This is a genomic window from Pontivivens ytuae, from assembly GCF_015679265.1.
Taxonomy (GTDB): domain Bacteria; phylum Pseudomonadota; class Alphaproteobacteria; order Rhodobacterales; family Rhodobacteraceae; genus Pontivivens; species Pontivivens ytuae.
Window position 1 is genome coordinate 3704125 of sequence record NZ_CP064942.1, and the last position, 19815, is coordinate 3723939.

Genomic DNA, 19815 nt, shown 5'->3' on the forward strand with positions numbered 1-19815 from the left:
ATGAGCGACGACGACAAGACCGACGAGAAGAAATCCGGCGCGGACCCGATGACCGACCGCCTGATGAAGGCGCGCCAGGTGCTGATCTGCGAGGAGATCAACCAGAAGATGGCGAGCCGCGTCATCAACCACCTGCTCGCCCTCGCGCAGGACAGCGACGAGGACATCACACTCTTCCTCAACTCCCAGGGCGGGCATGTGGAGGCGGGCGACTCGATCCACGACATCATCAAGTTCATCAAGCCGCGGGTGAAGATCGTCGGCACCGGCTGGGTGGCGAGTGCCGGCACGCACATCTTCCTCGCCGTGCCGAAGGAGGATCGGGTCTGTCTGCCCAACACCCGCTTCCTGATCCACCAGCCCTCGGGCGGCGTCGGCGGTCAGGTGACGGACATCGCGATCCAGGCCGAGCAGATCGAGATCATGCGCAAACGCCTCGCCAAGACCATCTCCGACGCGACCGGCCAGCCGGTCGAGAAGGTGCTCGAGGACATCGACCGCGACCGCTGGATGACCACGGACGAGGCGAAGGAGTACGGCATCCTCGACCGCGTCATCGTCACCGTGGACGAGCTGGGCTGAGGCATCGGAAGGGACCCTCTGGTAGGGTCCCTTCTTCGCATGGGCGCGGGAGGACGGGGTGAGCGAGCGGCGTCCCGAGATATCCCGGCCTCTGAGAGCCTTCCTCGCGCTCCATCTGCTCTATCGCCGACAGGATCGAAAGCTCGCGTCGCGTCCCAGGCTTCGGCCGATCGCGGTGGTGATGCATTTCTGCGGATTGCCGCTGGTTCTGGTGCTGTTGTGGCTGCCGATCGCCTCGCAGCTCACGGACGCACCGGCACTAGCCATCGTCATCTTTGCACCAGCGATCGCGGTCCTCGCATATCATGCGGTCGCAGCGATCGTTCTGAGCCTTCTGCGCAGGAAGACCGCGCGCGGGTGAGCCTCCCTCACTCCCCGCGCGGCACCAGCTCCGTCACGCCGATCGCATCGGCGCGGGCGCGGTCTTCGCTCAGGCTCATCGGGATGTAGTCGCCGCGCCGCCACAGCACCGACAGATCATCGTAGTGCCGGGACAGGAGGTGCCCCGACTGGCCCGTGGAGATGATGTAGCGCGAGCTCTCCGGATCACCGAAATCGACCACCATGCGCAGGCCCGAGGCGTGGACATTCGCGAACGGGTTCGGCCCGTCGCCCGCCGTCAGCCCGCGCATCAGCGTATTGTCCCCGCCGGAGGTCGGCTGGATGATCGAGGCGATCAGCGAGAGGCCCGGTACGCGGCTCAGCACCTCGTGCTCCTGCATCGCCAGATGCGCGTCGCCCCAGCGCCAGCCCTCGACCCGGCTGCCATAGCGCTCCCGCAAGTCCAGGAGCGCATCGTCGAGCGACAGGCGCGCCATCTCCAGGCAGGTCTCCACCGGCGCCGATGTCCGTACGTCGCACCAGACGCCCGCGCCGTCGATGTCGCGGAACACCCGCTCGATGAAGAGCGGCTCCAGCCGGGTGATGCGCTCGGCCATCGGTCCGCCAAGCTCGTCACGGATCAGGCGGTGTTGCAGGTGGCGCATCCAGGCGGCATAGATCAGCCCCTCGGGCCCGTGCTCGCTCATCTCCCCGTTCCAGTCGGCGAGGCGGTCGAGGGCGACGTTGCGGATGGGGGAGAGGGCATCCTCCGACACCGGGTTGCCGGTCCAGAACAGGTCCCGCGCCACGAGGGACAGCAGGATGCGCGCGGTCTGGCTCACCGTGTCGGTCTGCGCCTCGATGAAGCTGTCGACGGTGTGGAACTCCCGCTCGGCCAGCAGGCGGCGGGCGCGCTGGATCCGCTGCGTGTCGCCCCAGTCGTGGCTGACATGGTAGGGGAAGTCGCGCACCGTGACCCGGTTGTTGGTGTTGAGCACGAGGCCGGAGCGGGGATTGTATGTCCCCGGCATCTCCTCGAACGGGACGAGGCCGAGCCAGTCGTTTTCCTCCACCCAGCCGGGCACGGGGATCCGGCCCTCACCCTGGTGGGTCTCACGGCGCAGGGGCGCACGGCCGCCGACCTGGATCGCCACCTGCTCCCGGTCAGCCATGGTGAAGTTCTGGCTGGGCGCGATGAGCCCTTCGAGCGCGCGCCGCCCCTCCTCGACGGAGCGGGCGAAAGGCATCTCGATCAGGCTGTCCATCGAGCGGTCCGTGGGGTCGAGCGCGGTCCATGCCAGCGCCGCCACATGGCCCGGCGGCGTGATCGCAGCCACGCCGTAGCGGTGCGGCGGGATCACCGGGCCGTGCCGGGTCCAGCGCAGCGTGACGGTCCGCGCAGGCTCATCTCCCACCCCGATCAGGATGTCGCGCGTGCGGAAGGGCTGCGAGCCATCGGGCGTCAGGTACCGGTCGGGATCGGCGGGATCGATCCGCTCGATATAGATGTCCTGATCATCCGTTCCCGTGGTCGTCAGCCCCCACGCGAAGTCGTCATTGCGCCCGATGATGACGCCCGGCAGCCCCGGGATCGTGCCACCGATCACACCGCCTTGCGGGAACTCCAGCCGCGCCAGCATCCAGATCGAAGGGGCGGACAGCCCCAGATGCGGGTCCGAGGCCATGAGCGTCGCTCCGGAGGCCGAGCGCGAGCCGTCCACCGCCCAGGCGTTCGAAGCCCCGGCAAAGCCCAAGGGCGCCACCGGGTCCAGCGGATGGCGCGGCATCTCGGGCAGCGCGGCGAAGTCCATCTCGGGGAACAGCTCCGCAAATTCCGGGCTGCCACCCATCATCGCCACCTCCGGCGCGTCGGGCATCAGGTCGCGCAGCCGCTCGGGCTGCAGCAGCAGCGAAAGCTCCGCCCGCCGCACCTCCAGCCCTGCGTGACCGGTGAGCTGCAACGCCATGATGCGGTTCACGGCAATCGAATCCGTCGGGGTCCAGGGTGCTATCGCGCGGGAAAAGATGAAGAATTCCGGCGAGCCGCGCCCCAGCGCCTCGACCTGCACTTCCGCGAGCCGCGCGTTCACCCCGTCCGCATAGGCGCGCATCGCGGCCTGCGTGCGCTCCGACTGGTTGGGCACCATGGCGCGCGCGACGCCGTAGATGTCGAGCGCGCGCAACAGGTGGTCGATCTCGAACGTCGCCTCGCCGAAAAGCTCGCTCAGCCGCCCCTGCGCGGTGCGCCGCAGGATGGTCATCTGCCACAGGCGGTCCTGCGCGTGGGCGTAGCCGAGGCCGAAATAGACGTCCTCCTCCGTCTCGCCGAAGATGTGGGGGACGGCGTGGCGGTCGCGCACGATTTCCACCGGTGCGGTGATCCCCTCGACCTCCACCCGGCTCTCGTAATCGGGCAGCGATCCGCTGGCGAGATACCAGGCGAGCACCAGCAGACCCGCGGCGAGCAGGCCGAGGCCCAGCACGATCCGAACCAGCCATCTGAACAGCGTGACCACGCCGGCATCCTCTCATCGGTTTCCGGGATTTCCCAAGCACTACCAGTGCGCTTGACAGGGTGCAATCGGCCCCCGACGCTGCGCGCGATCAAAGCATAGGGAGGACGCCGACATGGCGAAATGCGCATTCATCGGGCTGGGCGTGATGGGCTATCCCATGGCCGGGCACCTCGCGGCGAAGGGCCACGAGGTCACGGTCTACAACCGCACCGCCGCGAAGGCCGAGGCGTGGGCCAAGGAGCATGGCGGCACGGCTGCTCCGACGCCTGCCGCGGCCGCGGACGGCGCCGAGTTCGTGTTCGCTTGCGTGGGCAACGACGACGACCTGCGCTCGGTCACGACCGGGCAGGACGGCGCGTTCGCCGCGGTCGGCACGGACGCCGTCTTCGTCGATCACACCACCGCCTCCGCCGATGTGGCGCGGGAGCTTGCCGCCGCCGCCGGCGAACACGGCTTCCACTTCATCGACGCGCCGGTCAGCGGCGGGCAGGCGGGGGCCGAGAACGGCGTGCTCACCGTGATGTGCGGCGGCGGGCAGGCGGCCTACGACCGCGCGGAGCCGGTGATCGCCGCCTTCGCGAAGTCCTGCCGCCTGATGGGTGACAGCGGGGCCGGTCAGATCACCAAGATGGTCAACCAGATCTGCATCGCGGGGCTGGTGCAGGCGCTCAGCGAGGGGCTGAACTTCGCGCAGAAGGCCGGGCTCGACGGCCACGCGGTCGTTGACGTGATCTCCAAGGGTGCGGCGGGCTCCTGGCAGATGGAGAACCGCGGGCCGACCATGCTCGACGACAAGTTCGACTTCGGCTTCGCCGTCGACTGGATGCGCAAGGATCTGGGCATTGTGCTGGACGAAGCGCGCAATATCGGTGCCTCCGTCCCCATAACCGCCACAGTCGATCAGTTCTATCAGGACGTGCAGAACATGGGGGGTGGCAGATGGGACACATCAAGTCTCATTCGGCGCCTGCGCAGGCTCGACGGCGAATAAACCAGTACAGCCCCTTGCGCTCACGACCTCGTGACCCGATATACATAAGTATACCGAACAAGAGGGAGGTGTCGGGTGCTGGAGCTTCTTGCTTCGGGCGCAGTGCGTCCGTTTGCGATTTCGCTTGGACTGCTGGCGGGGCTGATCCTGCTGGAACTGTTCGCATTGATGCTTGGCGGCTCGCTGCTGGGCGCGGACAGCGACATCGACGCGGATGTGGATTTCGACACGGACGCGGGCGCCGATTTCAACCTTGAGGCGGGCATCGAAGCCGGGGTCGAGGCCGTCGAGGCGGAGGTCGAGACTGGCCTCTCCGCCGGCGGTGGCCTCCTCTCCTGGCTCGGCCTCGGCCGCGTTCCCTTCCTGATCTGGGTCGCGAGCCTGCTGGCGGGCTTCGGCCTCACCGGCGTCTTCCTGCAATCGGCGGCCACGGCCCTGATCGGCCCGCTTCCTGTGCTGCTCGCCGCCCTCATCGCCCTGCCGCCGGGCCTCCTCTTCGCCCGCGAGGTCTCGACCCTCGTGGCCCGCATCATGCCGAAGACGGAGAGCTCGGCGGTCTCCCGCCGCCGCCTCGGCGGCCGGGTGGGCACGATCACGCAGGGCACCGCTCGCCCCGGCAACCCGGCGGAGGCGCGCGTGCGCGACGCCTACGGCAACCTGCAATACCTCCGCGTCGTCCCCGCAGACGGGGTCGAGGCGATCGAACAGGGCAGCGATGTCCTCATCCTGAGACAAAGAGATGGCAGCTTCACTGCCACGCCCCTGGCCGACTAACGGCCGCAGACCATCGGACAAAGGAGTTTCTTCATGATGGAGATTGCATTTCTCGTCGGCGTGATTCTCGCCCTCGTCGTATTCATCGGCCTCGTCATGGCACGGCTGTACCGCCGCACGACCCGTGAGGTCTCGATCGTCAAGACCGGCTCCGGCGGCAAGAAGGTCATCATGGACGGCGGTACCATCGCCATCCCGCTGCTGCATGAGATCAAGTACGTCAACATGAAGACGCTCCGCCTGGAGGTCGCGCGCAACGGCGACGGCGCGCTCATCACCCGCGACCGGATGCGCGTGGACGTGGGCGTGGAGTTCTACGTCTCGGTCAATGCCACCGATGACGGGGTCAGCCGCGCGGCCCAGACCCTCGGCGACCGGACCTTCGACGTGGACCAGCTCCGCGAGATGATCGAGGGCAAGCTGATCGACGGCCTGCGCGCCGTGGCCGCCCGCATGACCATGGACGAGCTGCACGAGAACCGTGCCGAGTTCGTGCAGGAGGTGCAGAACACCGTCTCCGAGGACCTCTTGAAGAACGGTCTGGAGTTGGAGTCCGTCTCGCTCACCGCGCTCGACCAGACGCCCTTCGATGCGCTCGACGAAAACAATGCCTTCAACGCCGTGGGTATGCGCAAACTCGCCGAGGTGATCGCGGAGTCCAAGAAACAGCGCGCAAGCATCGAAGCGGAGGCCGAGGTCGAGGTGCGCCGGGCGGCCATGGTCGCCGAGCGCGAGAAGTACAATATCGAGCGCGATGAGGAGCAGGCGAAGATCGCCCAGGTCCAGGAGCTCGAGACGCTCCGCGCCGCGCAGGAGGCCGAGATCGCCCGCCGACGGGAGGACGCGGAGAAGGAGCGCGAGGAGGCCCGCATCACCCGTGAGCGTGCTGTGCGCGCCGCCGAGATCGCCCGTGAGCAGGCCATCCGCGCGGCCGAGATCGCGAAGGAGCGCGAGGTCGAGGTCGCCGATCAGGAGCGCCAGATCATCATCGCCACCAAGTCGGAGGAGGAGAGCCGCGCGCGCGCCAGCGCCGACACCGCCCGCGCCGAGGCGAAGAAGGCCGCCGAGGCGATCGAGACCGCCCGCGCGGTCGCGGAGGCCGAGCGTTCCAAGCAGATCGCCCTGATCGAGGCGGCCCGCGAGGCCGAGCGTCAGGCCACGCGCCTGCGGGTCGAGGCGACGGCGGAGAAGGACGCCGCCCAGGATCGCGCCGATGCCCGTCGCGAGGAGGCGCAGGCCGACGCCGACGCGGTCTCGATCCGCGCCGAGGCGAAGAAGAAGGACCTGCTCGCCCAGGCCGAGGGTCAGCGCGCGATCACCGAAGCCGAGAACGCACTATCGTCCGCGATCATCGACATGAAGGTCGCCCTCGCGCGGCTGGAGGCGATGCCGCAGATCGTGGCCGAGATGGTGAAGCCGGCGGAGAAGATCGACTCGATCAAGATCCACCAGGTCACCGGCATGAACGGCGGCGGTGCCGCGGGCGACGGCTCCGGCGGCACGCCCGTCAACCAGGCCATGGACTCGATCCTCGGCATGGCGCTCCAGCTCCCGGCGATGAAGAAGCTCGGCGACGAGCTGGGCCTCTCGATGGAAGACGGCCTCGCCGCCGTCGCCTCCGGCGCGCTGGAGGCCCCGAAGGAGGAGCCGGCGACCGACGAGCAGGAGCCGAAGCCGCCCCTCGCGGCCGAATAAGTCCCTCAGACCCCTTGGCGCCCCGCATCCCGTGCGGGGCGCCTTGCGTTCAGGCGCCCGCCTTGTTCTGCGCCACCCAGGCACTCGGGCTCATGCCCGTGAGCCGCCCGAAACGCCTCGCCCGTCCGGCAGGGCGTTTCTCATTTCGCGGCCGCTGCGAGCCGTGTGGCGCAGTCTCTCTCGTCAGGCTCTCGGCCATCATGTTGATGGCAGCACTGACGGTCAGGGTCAGGATGAGAGCGGGATAGAGCATCATGGCGATCTCCCTCTCAAGCTATTGATTTCGAATAGCTTAACTCTGCCCAACCGGGGGCGGGTGCAGTCGCATGGAGCACTATATTGAACGGATAAGATGCCTGCACGGACGGAGATCGTCCTAAACAGGGTCACAAGCGCGACCGCGACGCCCTCGATCGAACCCGTCGGGCCCGCGACCCTCCATATCTGTCTGCGCGCCTGCCGGCTGTTCGGGCATATGTCGCCAATCAGCTAGCCTGGATCTTCGAATTCGATGTTCTCGAGCCGATCGGGCAACGGCGTCTCCGCAGGCAGCGGAATATTCCCTATCGACGTCCGGATCGGGCCGTCGGTCGCCTTGTAGATGAAAAAGCACGCGCGGATGATCTGACGACCTGGCTCCTCGCCGTCCACCGAAAGGATCCGTTCGTCCCACGCGATCTGCTAGTTGGAGACCGGCTCGCCGGTTGCGGGTAGCACGATCTCTCCGAAATCGAAGTCTCTGCTGCTCCCGGAAATCACCAATTCGACAAGCCGCCAATGGCCGCGCCCGCTGTCATGGTTTCCTATGATTTCAATGGGCATGTTCTGCGGACGGCCCGCTCTTCAACTTCGTTCAGGCGGCGGTGCGGGCGCTTGAGCCCACACCGCCCCGTCTGAGACGGAAGCAGAGACGCTGCAGATCACTCCGCCGCGAGCGGGCGCTGGCCCGGCGGCTGGTATTCCGGCGCATCGGGTGCGGCCTCGGGCCACGCGGCGTCGTCGGTCCAGTCGATCTCGCCCGGACGACGCGCCCGGCGCGCCCGCTGGCGCAGGGCACCGTCGCGGTTCACCTTCGCATTGCGCCCGCTCATCAGCCCGCCGAGGCCGCGGCCCAGCCAGCCGAGGATCGTCATCGCCCAGACCCGCAGCGCCAGCATCGACGGGGTGAAGACCAGCGTCAGCACCGTCGCGATGCCGAGGCCGAAGACCACCGCCGTCGCGAGCTGCTTCCACCACAGCGCGGTTGGTGCGTCGACCGCATAGCCGCCCTGGGCGAAGTTCAGCGACACGCCCCAAGCCATCGGCGCCAGGCCTGCCATCGTGGTGATCGTGGTCAACAGCACCGGCCGCAGGCGGTCCTGCGCTGTGCGCGAGATCGCCTCGAGCCGCGACATGTAGCGGCTGTACTCCTGATAGGTGTCGATCAGAACGATGTTGTTGTTCACCACGATCCCCGCGAGCGCCACGATCCCCGTGCCGGTCATGATGATCGAGAAGGGCTGGTTCATGATGATCATGCCCCAGAGCGCCCCCGCCACGCTCATCACCACCGCCATCAGCACGACGACGGCGTTGTAGAACGAGTTGAACTGCGCGAGCAGGATCACGAACATCAGACCGAGCGCACCTGCGAAGGCCGACATCAGGAAGGCCTGGCTCTCCGCCTGTTCCTCCTGATCGCCGGTCCACTCCCAGCCGACGGTGGCGGGGAAGGGGGCCTCGGTCTCGATCCAGGTGGTCAGCGCCTCGATCCGCTCGGTGGGCGTGACAGGGGCGACGACGTATTTGTCGCCCGCATACTCACCCGCCTCCGCCGGGGAGACGACATCGACGATGGAGCCGTCCTCGGCACGCGTCACCGTCATCAGACCGTCCGCCACGTTGGCGCGCACGTCGAAATAGCGCTGCGAGTTGTAGCGGTTGATCTCGGCCAGCTTCGGCACCGGCTGGCGCGTCACGAAGTTGGAGAGTGGCACGAGGCCATCATTCGTGCGCACCCGCAGGCCGTCGAGGGTGGCGAGGATCCGGTCCTCCTCCGGGAAGCGGACGCGGATGTCGATCTCCTCGTCCGAGGTCTCGGTCCGCATGGTGTCGAGCAGGATACCGCGGGTGACGAGCTGGACCATGCCGCCGACGATGGCGACGTCCGCGCCGTAGCGGCCCGCGGCCTCCACATCCACGTCGATCTGCCAGTCGATGCCGGGCAGGGGCCGCGTGTCGTCCACGTCGATCAGGCCCGGCGTCTCGTCGAACTGCATCCGCGCGCTGGTGGAGGCGGCCAGCAGGTCCTCCCAATCCGTGCCGGTCAGCCGCAGGTGGACGGGCTTGCCCTGGGCAGGGCCTTGCGCCGCCTCGCTGATCTCGGCCCGGATGCCGGGCAGGGCGGCGAGGCGTTCGTTGATCTCGTCGAGGATCTCGTTGCCGTCGCGGCGCGTGCCCCAGGGCTCCAGCTCGATCTGCACCTGGCCGATCGCATCCTTCGGCGCGCTGTCCCCACCCGTATTCTGGTTGAGCCCGCCGGAGCCCGCGAAGGCGAAGATCGACTCCACCCCGTCGGTGCCGAGGATCACGTCCTCGACCTCGCGCACCAGCCGGTCCTTTTCATCGAGGCTGAGGTTGCCGCGGGCGCGCACATAGGCGATGGCGCGCTCGGGCTCCTGCTCGACGAAGAACTCCACGCCGTTGTTGTTCTGGCCGAAATAGCCGAACGTGAAGACGACGAAGCCCGCCACCGCCGCGATGGTAAGCAACGGCGTGATCGGGTTGGACACGTTCATCTTCGTGAGCCAGCCGAAGAGGTTGTGCCGGTAGCCCGCGCGCGGCGATGCCTCCCGCGGGCTGCGCTTGAACGAGCCCCCGACCATCGACAGCGCCATGAACATCAGCACGATGCCCGCCGCGAGCGGCAGCCGCGCCGCCGGCAGCGTCAGGAACGCCATCACCACACCAACGAGCACCGCGCCCACCGCGAGGAAGAGCACGATGCGCAGCGCCCAGTGCAACCGCCGCTGGAGCCCCTTCGAGCCGTTCTCCAGCGCCCGCGTGATCCGCCCGGCCACGCCGCCGACCACCGGCAGGTAGACCAGTGCCACCACGAGCGAGGCGGAGAGGACGAAGATCAGCGTGACGGGCAGCATCCCCATGAACTCGCCGGGAATGCCGGGCCAGAACAGCATCGGCAGGAAGGCGCAGAGCGTCGTCGCCGTGGACGAGATGATCGGCCAGAACATGCGCTTGGCCGACGCCGCATAGGCGCGCATCGGCCCCTCGCCGTTCTGGATCCGCTTGTCCGCGTATTCCACCACCACGATCGCGCCGTCGACGAGCATCCCCACCGCGAGGATCAGGCCGAACATCACGATGTTGGACACCGTCATGCCGAGGATGGAGAGGAGCGCGAAGCACAACAGGAACGAGGTCGGGATCGCGAAGCCCACAAGCAGTGCGGAGCGCATCCCAAGTGCCCCCAGCATCACGATCATCACCAGCGCGATCGCGGTGAGGACCGAGGCTTCGAGCTGGCTGACCATGTCGCGCACGTTCGTCGACTCGTCCATCGAGAAGTCGACGCGCACCGCGTCCTGCAGCTCCGGCGGCCACATCGCCACCTGCTCGGCCACTGTCTGGCGCAGCAGGGCGACCGTGTCGATCAGGTTCACGCCCTTGCGCTTGACGATCTGTAGCGCGACCGTCGTCTCGCCATTGTAGCGGGCGGTCCCTTGCGCATCCTCGAAGGTGAGGCGGATGCTTGCGAGGTCGCCCAGCGTGATCACCCGGTCGCCGTTCACCTTCACCGGCAGGTCGTAGACATCCTGCGGCTCGTCGAAGCTCGACGGGATCTTGACCGCATAAGCGCCGGAGCCGTTCTCGACCTCGCCCGCCGCGACGAGCTGGTTGTTGTTCTGCACGGCCGCCAGCAGCTCGCCGGCGGTGACGTTGTAGGCCTCCAGCAGCAGCGGATCGATGATGACCTCGAGCATCTCATCGCGATGCCCGGCGAGGCCCGCCTCCAGCACCTCGGGCAGGGATTCGACCTCGTCCTGCAGGTCCTTGACGATCCTCAGCAGCGTCCGCTCGGGCACGTTCCCCGACAGGGACACGACGAGGATCGGGAATTCGGAGAAGTTGATCTCGCTGATCGTCGGCTCTTCGGCGTCTTCGGGAAAGTCCGCCTGCGCCTGGTCCACCTTGTCGCGCACATCGGCGATGGTCGCCGACTTGTCCCAGCCGAACTCGAACTCCAGCACGACGATGCCCACGCCCTCCGCCGCGGTGGAGGTCATGGAATCGAGCCCTTCGAGGTCGCGCAGCTCCGTCTCCAGCGGGCGGACCAGCAGATCCTCCGCATCCTCGGCGCTGACGCCGGGCAGGGGGGCTGTGACGACGAGGACGGGGACGTCGATATCGGGCTCGCCCTCCTTCGGAAGGCCGGTATAGGCGAGCCACCCTGCCGCGAGCGACAGGACGATGAAGGCAAAGACCATGCGGGCGCGCGAGGCGGCCCAGTCGACGATACCCGTCATTGCGCGATGTCCTCTGCTGCCGCGTCCGGAACGCGCAGATTGCCGGGCCGGGCGCGCGGCGGCGCCATGCCGATCTCGGCCTGAACCGCCTGGGCCGGGGCGTCGGCGAGCACGTCGCTGGCACTCAGCGCCGCCTCGTCACCTTCAGATTCCGACGGCATCATGTCGGCAAGCGTGGTCAGCTGCGGCGCGGGCCCGTCCAGCGGCAGGCCCGGGATCAGGAAGGTGTGATCAGTCTCGTCCGCACCGGCCTCGCGGAAGGTCGGCGCGACGCTGCGGCCGTCATTCACGAATTCCTGGCCGACGACGATGACATCCTCCTGCGTGTCGAGACCTGACACCCATACGCCGTCCGCGCCGTCACGGATGATCTCCACCGGCTTGAACATCGCCACACCCTCCTCGACCACCCGCACGCCGAGCGCGCCGGTATCATCGAGCGTCAGGGAGGCTTGCGGCAGCAGGTGCGCCGTCACACCGGCGAGGGCGATCACGATCTCCGCCGTCGAGCCGTCGCGCAGCGCGCCGTCGGCATTCGGCACCACGACCTCCACGCGGAAGGTGCGGGTCAGCGGATCGGCGGAGCGGCCGACGAAGACGACCTGGCCCGTGACCTCCTCACCGGAGATCAGCCGCGCGCCCGCCTGGGCACCCACCTGGATCTTGTTCACGTCGCGCTCGGCGGCAAAACCCACGAGGCGGATCTCGCTGAGATCGAGGATCGTCGCGCACACTGTGCCGGAGGTCAGCAGCGAGCCGAGCTCGGCCGTATCGGTCTCCAGCACACCGGCAAAGGGCGCGCGGATCTCCAGCCGCTCGATCTCCCGCTCCGCCGCCTCGACCGAGGCGATCGCCGCTTCGAGCTGTGCGCGGCGTGAAATCGCCTGGTTCTCGGACGTGATGCCGCGCTGGGAGAGCTGGCTCGCGGCAACCTCGTTGGCCTGCGCCTCGGCCAATGCCGCGCGGGCCTGCGCCAGCTCCGCCTGCCGCGTCTGCGCGTCGAGGCGGCACAGCAGGTCGCCCTCCTGCACCTGGCGCCCCTTGCGCAGCGGCGGGGAGATCACCTGGCCCGTCGTCTCGGCGGCCACATCCACGTTGCGCGCCGCCTCGGTGCGGCCGCGCAGGATGATACCGCTCTGCACCTCGCGCGCTTCGGAGCGCAGGGCGACGACCGCGATGGGCTGGGTGACGTCGGTTTCCTCGATGACCGCGACCGTTTCCTCTTCGGCGACGGCCTCGGCGGTCTCCTCGGTCTCGGCGGGGGCGGGCAGCCACGCCATCAGGCGCTCCCGCTCCAGAACCACCATATATAGTGCTCCGATGACCAGGATAGCGGACAAAATCGGCAGGATCTTCATGTCTAGGCTCCGAGACACCGGTTGCACTTGGTGCGAGATAGCGAGGCCACACTAGCGCAACAAGTGCGCTGCGGCAATTTATGTGAACGCGGGTCTCTTTTCGGGAACAATCAGGTTCCGCAACGTCGCGGATGCCTCAAAAGCAGGCAGATGCTTTCGCTTTGCACCTTGCGAACCGGTCCGCTAGTGTCCCGCGCGAACCGGATTTGCAGGGGAATTGCGGTGAGCGACACCGACTCATTCATCGACGAAGTCAGCGAAGAGGTCCGCCGCGACCGGCTTTACCGCTACCTGCGGCGCTATGGCTGGATCGCCATCGTGCTGGTGCTGCTGATCGTGGGCGGCGCGGCCTTCAACGAATGGCGCCAGGCGCAGGCCCGGGCCGGGGCCGAAACCTTCGGCGGCGCGCTTGCGGGCGCACTGACCGCCGGCGATCTCGACACCCGCATCGCGAGCCTCGAGGAGCTCACCGCCGGGGCCGAGGGCGATGCCGCTCACCTCGCCGCCTTCGCCCGCGCCCAGGCCCTCGTCGCCGCGGACCGGCCCGAAGAGGCCGCCGCCGCGTTCGCCGAGATCGCCGCCTCCGACGCCGATCCGCTCTACACCTCGCTCGCCACCCTGCGCGCCAACAGCGTGCCCGGCGCGCTGCCCACCCCGCAGGAGCGCATCGATGCGATGACCGATCTGCTGCTGGAGGACGCGCCTTTCTCCCTTCTCGCCATGGAGCAGCGGGCCCTCGCTTTGATCGAGGAGGGCGACATCCCGGCCGCCCACGCGGATTTCGAGACCATTCTCAACGATCCGCTGGCCACCCGCGCCCTGCGCGACCGGACGCTGCAGATGCTGATCGCCACCGGGGGCGACGCGCCCGTGGAGCCCACCCTCGTCACGCCCTCCCAAGGAAACTGAACACATGCGGCCTCTCCTGCTTCTCGCCTCCGCCGGGGTCGCCCTGTCGGGCTGCGGTATCTTCTCCGGTGAGGAGCCGCCGTTGCCGGGGGAGCGCATCCCCGTTCGCCCCGCCGCCGTCGAGGAAACGGTGCGCGGCGCACCGCAGCCGGTGGCCCTTGGCGCGCCGCAGGTCAACACCCGCTGGACCCATGAGGGCGGCACGCCGAGCCACACCATCGCGCATCCGGCCCTCGGTGCCGAGCTTGCCCGGGCCTTCAGCTCCGATGTGGGGGCCGGAAGCAGCGGCGAGGTGCGCCTGACCTCCGGCCCCGTGGTGAGCGCCGACGCGATCTACACCCTCGACGCCACGGCCGGCGTGGTGGCGACCGCCCCCGACGGCTCCCGCCTCTGGTCGCGCTCGCTGGTCCCCGACGGCCAGCCGCGCGAGGACGGCTTCGGCGGCGGCGTCACGCTGGGGCAGGGCGTCCTCTTCGTCACCACCGGCTTCGGCGACATCTACGCACTGGAGGCGTCGACGGGCGCGATCGTCTGGCAGCAGAACGTGGGCGCGCCGTTCCGCGCGGCCTCCGTCGTCAGCGGGCGCCGGGTCATCGCGGTGTCGCGCAACGACGTCGCCACCGCCTTCGACGTCGAGACCGGCGCCATCGCCTGGCGCGTCAGCGGCGCGCGCGGCACGGCGGGCGTCCTCGGCGGGGCGCAGCCCACGGCCTTCGACGGGCTCGCGGTGCTGCCCTTCTCCTCGGGCGAGGTGCTCGCCGTCTTCGACCGCAACGGCCGCCGCGCCTGGGCGAACGCCCTCGGCTCCGGCCGCCGCGGCCTTGCGCGGGCCTCCATCGCGGACGTCACCGGCGACCCGGTGTTCTCGGGCACCGACGTGATTGCGGGCAACCAGTCGGGCAGCCTCGTCTCCATCGACGCGCGCACCGGCATCCGCAACTGGACCCAGAGCGAGGGCGCGCAGGATGCGGTCCTCGCCGTCGGCGGCGCGCTCTGGTTCGTCTCCGACCGCGCCGAGCTCATCCGCCTCGATGCGGAGAGCGGCGGCGTCGTCTGGCGCGTCCAACTGCCCGAGCGCAACCCGCGCGACCGCGACCTAGCCGCCCGCTATACAGGACCGGTGCTCGCGGGCGGACGGCTCTTCATCGCGAACGGCCATGACGGCGTGCTGATCTTCGACCCGGCAAGCGGGGACGAACTCGGCCGCCTCGACGTGTCCGGCGGGGCGGCCGCGGCCCCCGCCGTCGCCAACGAGACGCTCTACGTCCTCTCCAACGACGCGCGCCTCATCGCCTTCCGCTGACACGCGCCTCAGCCGGCTCCGCCCGACGCGGAGCCGGACCGCCGCTTTCATCTTTCCCCAAATACGCACGACGCTGCGGCCCACCACCGGGCGCTCCGCCGGTTCGATCCCCCTTTCCAACGCCGGCAAAAGGCGCTAGACGGCGGCGTTTTCCGCCTCAGGTAGCAGCCCATGTCCTTCACCCTCGCCATCGTCGGCCGTCCCAATGTCGGCAAGTCCACGCTGTTCAACCGGCTGGTGGGCAAGCGGCTGGCGCTGGTGGACGACCAGCCCGGCGTCACCCGCGACCTGCGCGAGGGGGCCGCGCGCCTCGGCCAGCTCCGCTTCACGGTGATCGACACCGCGGGGCTGGAGGAGGCGACGGATGAGAGCCTGCCGGGCCGGATGCGCGCGCTCACCGAACGCGCGGTGGCGGAGGCTGATCTCTGCCTCTTCGTCATCGACGCGCGCACCGGCGTGACCCAGCCCGACATGGTCTTCGCCGATATCCTACGCAAGCGCGCCGACGGCCGCGTGATCCTCGCCGCGAACAAGGCCGAGGGCAACGCCGGCGATGCGGGCTACTACGAGGCCTACACGCTCGGTCTCGGCGAGCCGATCCCGATCTCCGCCGAGCATGGCGAGGGGATGGACGACCTGCGCGCGGCTCTCGAGCCCTGGGCCGAGCAGTTCGACGCCCGCGAGGCCGTCACCGAGCTCGAGGAGGGCGAAGAGGCCCCCGACCGCCCGCTCCAGATCGCCGTGGTCGGCCGCCCCAACGCCGGAAAATCCACCCTCATCAACAAGATCCTCGGCGAGGACCGTCTGCTGACGGGTCCCGAGGCCGGGATCACTCGCGACTCCATCGCCGTGCCCGTTCGCTGGGGCGAGCGTGATTTCCGCATCTTCGACACCGCCGGTATGCGCAAGCGCGCCAAGGTGCAGGAAAAGCTCGAAAAGCTCTCCGTCTCCGACGGCCTGCGCGCGGTGAAGTTCGCGGAGGTCGTCGTCGTCGTCCTCGACACCTCCATCCCGTTCGAGAGCCAGGACCTGCGCATCGCCGACCTAGCCGAGCGCGAGGGCCGCGCCGTCGTCTTCGCCGCCAACAAGTGGGACGCGGAGGAGCACCGCGCCGAGCGCCTCGCCAGCATGAAGGAGCAGCTTGCGCGCCTTTTGCCACAGCTCTCCGGCGCGCCGCTCGTGACGGTGTCGGCGCTGACGGGCCGCGGCCTCGACCGGCTGCGTGAGGCGATCACCTCCGCCCACGACGTGTGGAACCGTCGCGTGCCGACGGGGCGCCTCAACCAGTGGCTCGCCGACCAGACCTCATCCCATCCGCCGCCGGCACCCGGCGGCCGCCGCATCCGCCTGCGCTACATGACGCAGGCCAAGACCCGGCCCCCGACCTTCATCGTCTTCGCCTCGCTTCCCGAGGATCTGCCCGCCTCCTACAAACGCTTCCTCGTCAACGGGTTGCGGCGCGACTTTGATCTGCCCGGCACGCCGATCCGGCTGGAATTCCGCAAGCGCGACAACCCCTATGCCGACCGCAAGACCCACCGCGCGACCAAGCTGCGCAAGCGTCCGGGCTACAAGGACGACCGGTAGGGCGCTGGAGGCGACGTCTCGGGGCGCTGCCCCGAACCCCGGGATACTTTTACAAGGCAGAAGGAGGGGGCCTTTCCTAATAGGAAGCGCTCACCCAACCACCGCGAAGTTGAAGCGCGCGCCGCCCCGCCGGTACTGCTCGACGAAACGGAGGGCCATATCCAGCTCCTCCTCCACATCCGCGCGTCGGTCGCGCAGTGTGCCGAGGCGCGGCTGCGCGGAGCGCAGGTGGTCGAGCAGTGCCCGGAGCCGGTCCGCCGCCGCCTCCAGCGGAACCCACACGCCATCCCGGATCATGAGCTCGCGCGTGTCCTCCATCCCGTCGGGCAGCTCGGTCACGTCCATGTTCACCTGCATGTCGGTGTGATCGAAGAGCTCCGAGAACGGCGGCTGGCCGAGTTTCGCGCTGATCTTGTCGAGATCCTTGGAGAATTTGAGGAGCCACAGCAGGTCCTCCTCGTTGCAGCTCAACGTCCCGTCATGGAGCACGTTCGCCCAAAGAACCGTCGACATGCGCGAAGCCTCCCCTGTTGCCGCGCGTGGAGCCTCCGCGGGAAATACGGCGGGAAGAAGGTCGGTCGCAGGGCATGCGGGGCGCAATGTCCTCTCGCGAAAGGAGAGGTCAGTAGCGCTTGACCACCGGCCCCGCATGCGCCTTTTGTTCCGGCGTCTCCTCGGTCAGCAGGCCGGGATGGCCAAGCCGGGCCTCCACCGCCGCGACTTGCTTGGGATAGGTGGCGACTACGGCCGTCGACAGCGTTCCCCCGACCGTCAGCGCGCAGATCGCCATCAGCGCCGGGTGCTGCGTCAGCCGCATCGCGAGACCCGCCAGGGCGATCACCAGAAAGGTCAGCGCGCGGATGCCGAAGAGCGAGCCGCTGGCGCCCTGGAGCCACGCATCGAAGGACGGTCCGGCATATTTCGGCAGGAAAAGGCCGCCGATCAGCCCGACCAGCAGCGCTCCGGCAAAGACGATCAGCCGCCCCGGCAACCAACGCTGATCGAACAGCGTCCGCAGCCCACGCCGGGCGCGTTCCCGCGCGATCCGCTCGGCTTTCGCCTCGGCCCGGCGGCGCTCGCCTTCCGCGGCGAGGCGGCTCACCCGCGCCTGAAAGTCGTTCTGTTCCATCCCGTTGGCTCCCCACGAAGCCCGGGTATGGTGCAGCAGTTGACGTTACGTCGCAAGTCTCAGAGGAGGGCGGCCACCTTCTCGCCCTCGGCCGCCACCTCCGCCAGCGTGTCGCGGTTCTCACCGGGATGGAAGCGCGCGCGGACCGCCGTGGGCATCGGGGCTGGGGTGTGGAGCGTGACCCGCGGCCCGGTCTGCCGCGTCTCCGCCTGCCAGCTCTGCACCAGCGCGCGTTGAGCGGCCTTCGACGCCCCGTAAGCGCCGTAATGCGGCTGGCCCGCGACGGGATCATCCATCATCACCGCATGGCCCGCCGGAGCGGCCTTCAGCAAGGGCTCGACCAGCGTCACCAGCCGCTGCGTCACGCGCCAGTTGACGGCGATCGACTTGTCGAGCTCCTTCTCCGCCACGTGGCTCGCGGGCGACAGGGGAGCGGCATAGATCGCCGTATGCACCCAGGCATCGACCCGGCCCCAGCGTTCATGCACGGCGAGGCACATGCGCTGCACCCCCGGATCGTCGGAGAGATCGAGTGGCACCAGCGTCACGCCGCCGGGTAGCGTGTCGATCACGTCCGCCAGCTCCTCGAGCCCGCCGACGGTGCGCGCGACGGCCACCACGTGCGCCCCGCGCGTGGCAGCGGCTACGGCCACGGCCCGCCCCAGCCCGCGAGAGGCGCCGGTGACCAGAACGATCTTGTTTTCAAGGCTCTGTTCCATCCGCGCCTTCTGCCCGCAGCGGTGGCGGCTTGCAAGACCCTTGCGCGACTCGTCTGCTTGGCTAAACCCGTGGTTGCACGCCATGCCATCTGGACGCCCGATGAAAACCTTTCTGCCGCTCGCCCTGCTTCTGTCGGCGGGACCCCTCGCTGCGGACTGCCCGCCCGACGCCCCGCTCTCCGCCGATATCTACGTCCTGCATGAGGACGGCGACTACACGCGGTATCGCCCGGCAGGCGAGGGCATCGTCTCCGCCTTGATCTTCGATCTGGAAAGCGGGGCCAGCCCGGCCGAGCGCCTGCTTGCGGGTGGCGTGTTCGAAGTACTGTGGAGCGAGGAGGGCGTGCCGGATGCCCGCACACGCTACCGCACGGCGCTGTCCGAGCTGTTGCCGCTCGTGCCCGAGACGGAGTTCGAGGTCGAGGCGGTCGTCACCTACGAATCGGAAACGCCCGACGATCCCAAGGATGTCGTGACCGTGGAGGAGGCGCTGCGCCTGACCACCGGCGCGTCCGGCACGCTGGAGATCGGCGCCTGCACCTATGCGGCGTTTCCCTTCACGGTGACGTTCCTGCGCAACGGCGAAGACGAACACGCCTATCACGGCAGCTATCTGCCCGGCATCGGGATCGAGATCTATCGGGGCTTCTCCGAGTTCCGTGGAGACTTGGGCCGGGTCGATGTCGAGACTCTGTCCATTTCGCTGTCGGCGCCCGCCGGCTGGTCCGGCGCGCGCTGAGATGCGCCGCACGGCGCTCACGGCAGCTGTCGCCTGTCTCCTCGCCGCCCCGGCCGTCGCGGAGTGTCCGGCGCAGGCGCCGCTGGAGCGGGACGTTTTCGTCGCCTACGACGATGGTCACTTCACCCAGCTCCAGCCCGACACGCATCCGCTGTGGAGCCGCATCGTCAGCGGCCCCTTGGATGGGAGCGAGCCGCCCCGGGAATACGTGGTGATCGGCGGCCTCCTGACGCTTCAGAGCTTCGAGGGCACCGGCGACGCGCGCCGACTCGTCTGGGCCAACGGCTTCGATATGGACCCGGCCACGCTGTTCCCGCTGGGACCCGGGGAGCGGCACGAACTCACCTCGCGCATCGAGGATTTCACCGGCAACAACACGCTTCTCGAGGTGCTGACTTCACCGACGCGCGGTCCTTCCCACAAGGAGGTGGTCACCATCGAGACCGGGCCGGAGCGCGAACGCGATGTCGCCGGGTGCCGCTATGAGGGCTTCGACGTCACGGTGACATACGATCCCGTGGTGGAGGAGGAAATCCCCTTCGTCAGCCACACGTTCTACATCCCCGCGATGCGGGTCGAGATCCTGATCGCCTACCAGTATCTCGATCCCGGTGCGGACCTGATGGAGGTCGTGCCGCTCTCGATCTCCCACGAGGCTCCGCTATGAGC

The 19815-nt window shown here is 68.6% G+C and carries 18 protein-coding genes; 10 read left to right on the forward strand and 8 right to left on the reverse strand.

Annotation, left to right across the window (positions count from 1 at the left end):
* Together I0K15_RS18415 and I0K15_RS18420 are read left to right on the forward strand one after the other, a co-directional pair.
* On the forward strand, positions 1–582 hold the full coding sequence (locus I0K15_RS18415) for an ATP-dependent Clp protease proteolytic subunit (protein WP_196102937.1): 582 nt from the start codon (positions 1–3) through the stop codon (positions 580–582).
* Between the two features lie 58 nt (positions 583–640).
* Positions 641–943, forward strand: a complete 303-nt coding sequence (locus I0K15_RS18420) for a hypothetical protein (protein WP_196102938.1) — start codon at positions 641–643, stop codon at positions 941–943.
* A gap of 7 nt (positions 944–950) precedes the next feature.
* Here the strand turns inward: I0K15_RS18420 and I0K15_RS18425 are convergent, their stop codons facing one another.
* Positions 951–3419 (reverse strand): penicillin acylase family protein, encoded by a 2469-nt coding sequence (locus I0K15_RS18425; protein WP_196102939.1) that lies wholly within the window; start codon positions 3417–3419, stop codon positions 951–953.
* Positions 3420–3531: 112 nt separating this feature from the next.
* On the opposite strand from I0K15_RS18425, the gene I0K15_RS18430 reads away from it, so the two are divergent.
* The 3 genes from I0K15_RS18430 to I0K15_RS18440 all read left to right on the forward strand — a co-directional run bounded on the left by I0K15_RS18430 (position 3532) and on the right by I0K15_RS18440 (position 6879).
* On the forward strand, positions 3532–4410 hold the full coding sequence (locus tag I0K15_RS18430; RefSeq protein ID WP_196102940.1) for an NAD(P)-dependent oxidoreductase: 879 nt from the start codon (positions 3532–3534) through the stop codon (positions 4408–4410).
* 75 nt (positions 4411–4485) lie between these two features.
* Positions 4486–5184, forward strand: coding sequence for an OB-fold-containig protein (locus I0K15_RS18435; protein WP_230374180.1), 699 nt, complete (start codon positions 4486–4488; stop codon positions 5182–5184).
* Positions 5185–5220: 36 nt separating this feature from the next.
* Positions 5221–6879: a flotillin family protein gene (locus I0K15_RS18440; RefSeq protein WP_196105527.1), complete on the forward strand. Its 1659-nt coding sequence runs from the start codon at positions 5221–5223 to the stop codon at positions 6877–6879.
* 49 nt (positions 6880–6928) lie between these two features.
* On the opposite strand, the gene I0K15_RS18445 is transcribed toward I0K15_RS18440, so the two are convergent.
* From I0K15_RS18445 to I0K15_RS18460, 4 genes are all read right to left on the reverse strand, one after another.
* Positions 6929–7135, reverse strand: coding sequence for a hypothetical protein (locus tag I0K15_RS18445; protein ID WP_196102941.1), 207 nt, complete (start codon positions 7133–7135; stop codon positions 6929–6931).
* Between the two features lie 233 nt (positions 7136–7368).
* Entirely contained in the window at positions 7369–7530 is a 162-nt protein-coding gene (locus I0K15_RS18450; protein WP_196102942.1) for a hypothetical protein, read from the reverse strand.
* 269 nt (positions 7531–7799) lie between these two features.
* Positions 7800–11402, reverse strand: coding sequence for an efflux RND transporter permease subunit (locus I0K15_RS18455; protein WP_196102943.1), 3603 nt, complete (start codon positions 11400–11402; stop codon positions 7800–7802).
* On the reverse strand, positions 11399–12760 hold the full coding sequence (locus I0K15_RS18460) for an efflux RND transporter periplasmic adaptor subunit (protein ID WP_196102944.1): 1362 nt from the start codon (positions 12758–12760) through the stop codon (positions 11399–11401). Before I0K15_RS18460 ends, I0K15_RS18455 begins: the two co-directional genes overlap by 4 nt.
* A gap of 222 nt (positions 12761–12982) precedes the next feature.
* Between I0K15_RS18460 and I0K15_RS18465 the strand changes: the two genes are divergently transcribed.
* The 3 genes from I0K15_RS18465 (at position 12983) to der (ending at position 16559) form a co-directional block, all read left to right on the forward strand.
* On the forward strand, positions 12983–13669 hold the full coding sequence (locus tag I0K15_RS18465) for a tetratricopeptide repeat protein (RefSeq protein WP_196102945.1): 687 nt from the start codon (positions 12983–12985) through the stop codon (positions 13667–13669).
* Between the two features lie 4 nt (positions 13670–13673).
* Positions 13674–14972, forward strand: coding sequence for a PQQ-like beta-propeller repeat protein (locus I0K15_RS18470; RefSeq protein ID WP_196102946.1), 1299 nt, complete (start codon positions 13674–13676; stop codon positions 14970–14972).
* Positions 14973–15143: 171 nt separating this feature from the next.
* On the forward strand, positions 15144–16559 hold the full coding sequence (gene der / locus I0K15_RS18475; protein WP_196102947.1) for a ribosome biogenesis GTPase Der: 1416 nt from the start codon (positions 15144–15146) through the stop codon (positions 16557–16559).
* Positions 16560–16649: 90 nt separating this feature from the next.
* On the opposite strand, the gene I0K15_RS18480 is transcribed toward der, so the two are convergent.
* The 3 genes from I0K15_RS18480 to I0K15_RS18490 all read right to left on the reverse strand — a co-directional run bounded on the left by I0K15_RS18480 (position 16650) and on the right by I0K15_RS18490 (position 18407).
* Positions 16650–17072: a hypothetical protein gene (locus tag I0K15_RS18480; RefSeq protein WP_196102948.1), complete on the reverse strand. Its 423-nt coding sequence runs from the start codon at positions 17070–17072 to the stop codon at positions 16650–16652.
* Positions 17073–17181: 109 nt separating this feature from the next.
* Entirely contained in the window at positions 17182–17688 is a 507-nt protein-coding gene (locus I0K15_RS18485) for a hypothetical protein (RefSeq protein WP_196102949.1), read from the reverse strand.
* A 59-nt stretch (positions 17689–17747) separates the two neighbouring features.
* Complete coding sequence (locus I0K15_RS18490) at positions 17748–18407, reverse strand: SDR family NAD(P)-dependent oxidoreductase (RefSeq protein ID WP_196102950.1); 660 nt, start codon at positions 18405–18407, stop codon at positions 17748–17750.
* A 100-nt stretch (positions 18408–18507) separates the two neighbouring features.
* Between I0K15_RS18490 and I0K15_RS18495 the strand changes: the two genes are divergently transcribed.
* Positions 18508–19146 (forward strand): hypothetical protein, encoded by a 639-nt coding sequence (locus tag I0K15_RS18495; protein WP_196102951.1) that lies wholly within the window; start codon positions 18508–18510, stop codon positions 19144–19146.
* 1 nt (position 19147) lies between these two features.
* On the forward strand, positions 19148–19813 hold the full coding sequence (locus I0K15_RS18500; RefSeq protein ID WP_196102952.1) for a hypothetical protein: 666 nt from the start codon (positions 19148–19150) through the stop codon (positions 19811–19813).
* Positions 19814–19815 lie beyond the last annotated feature (2 nt).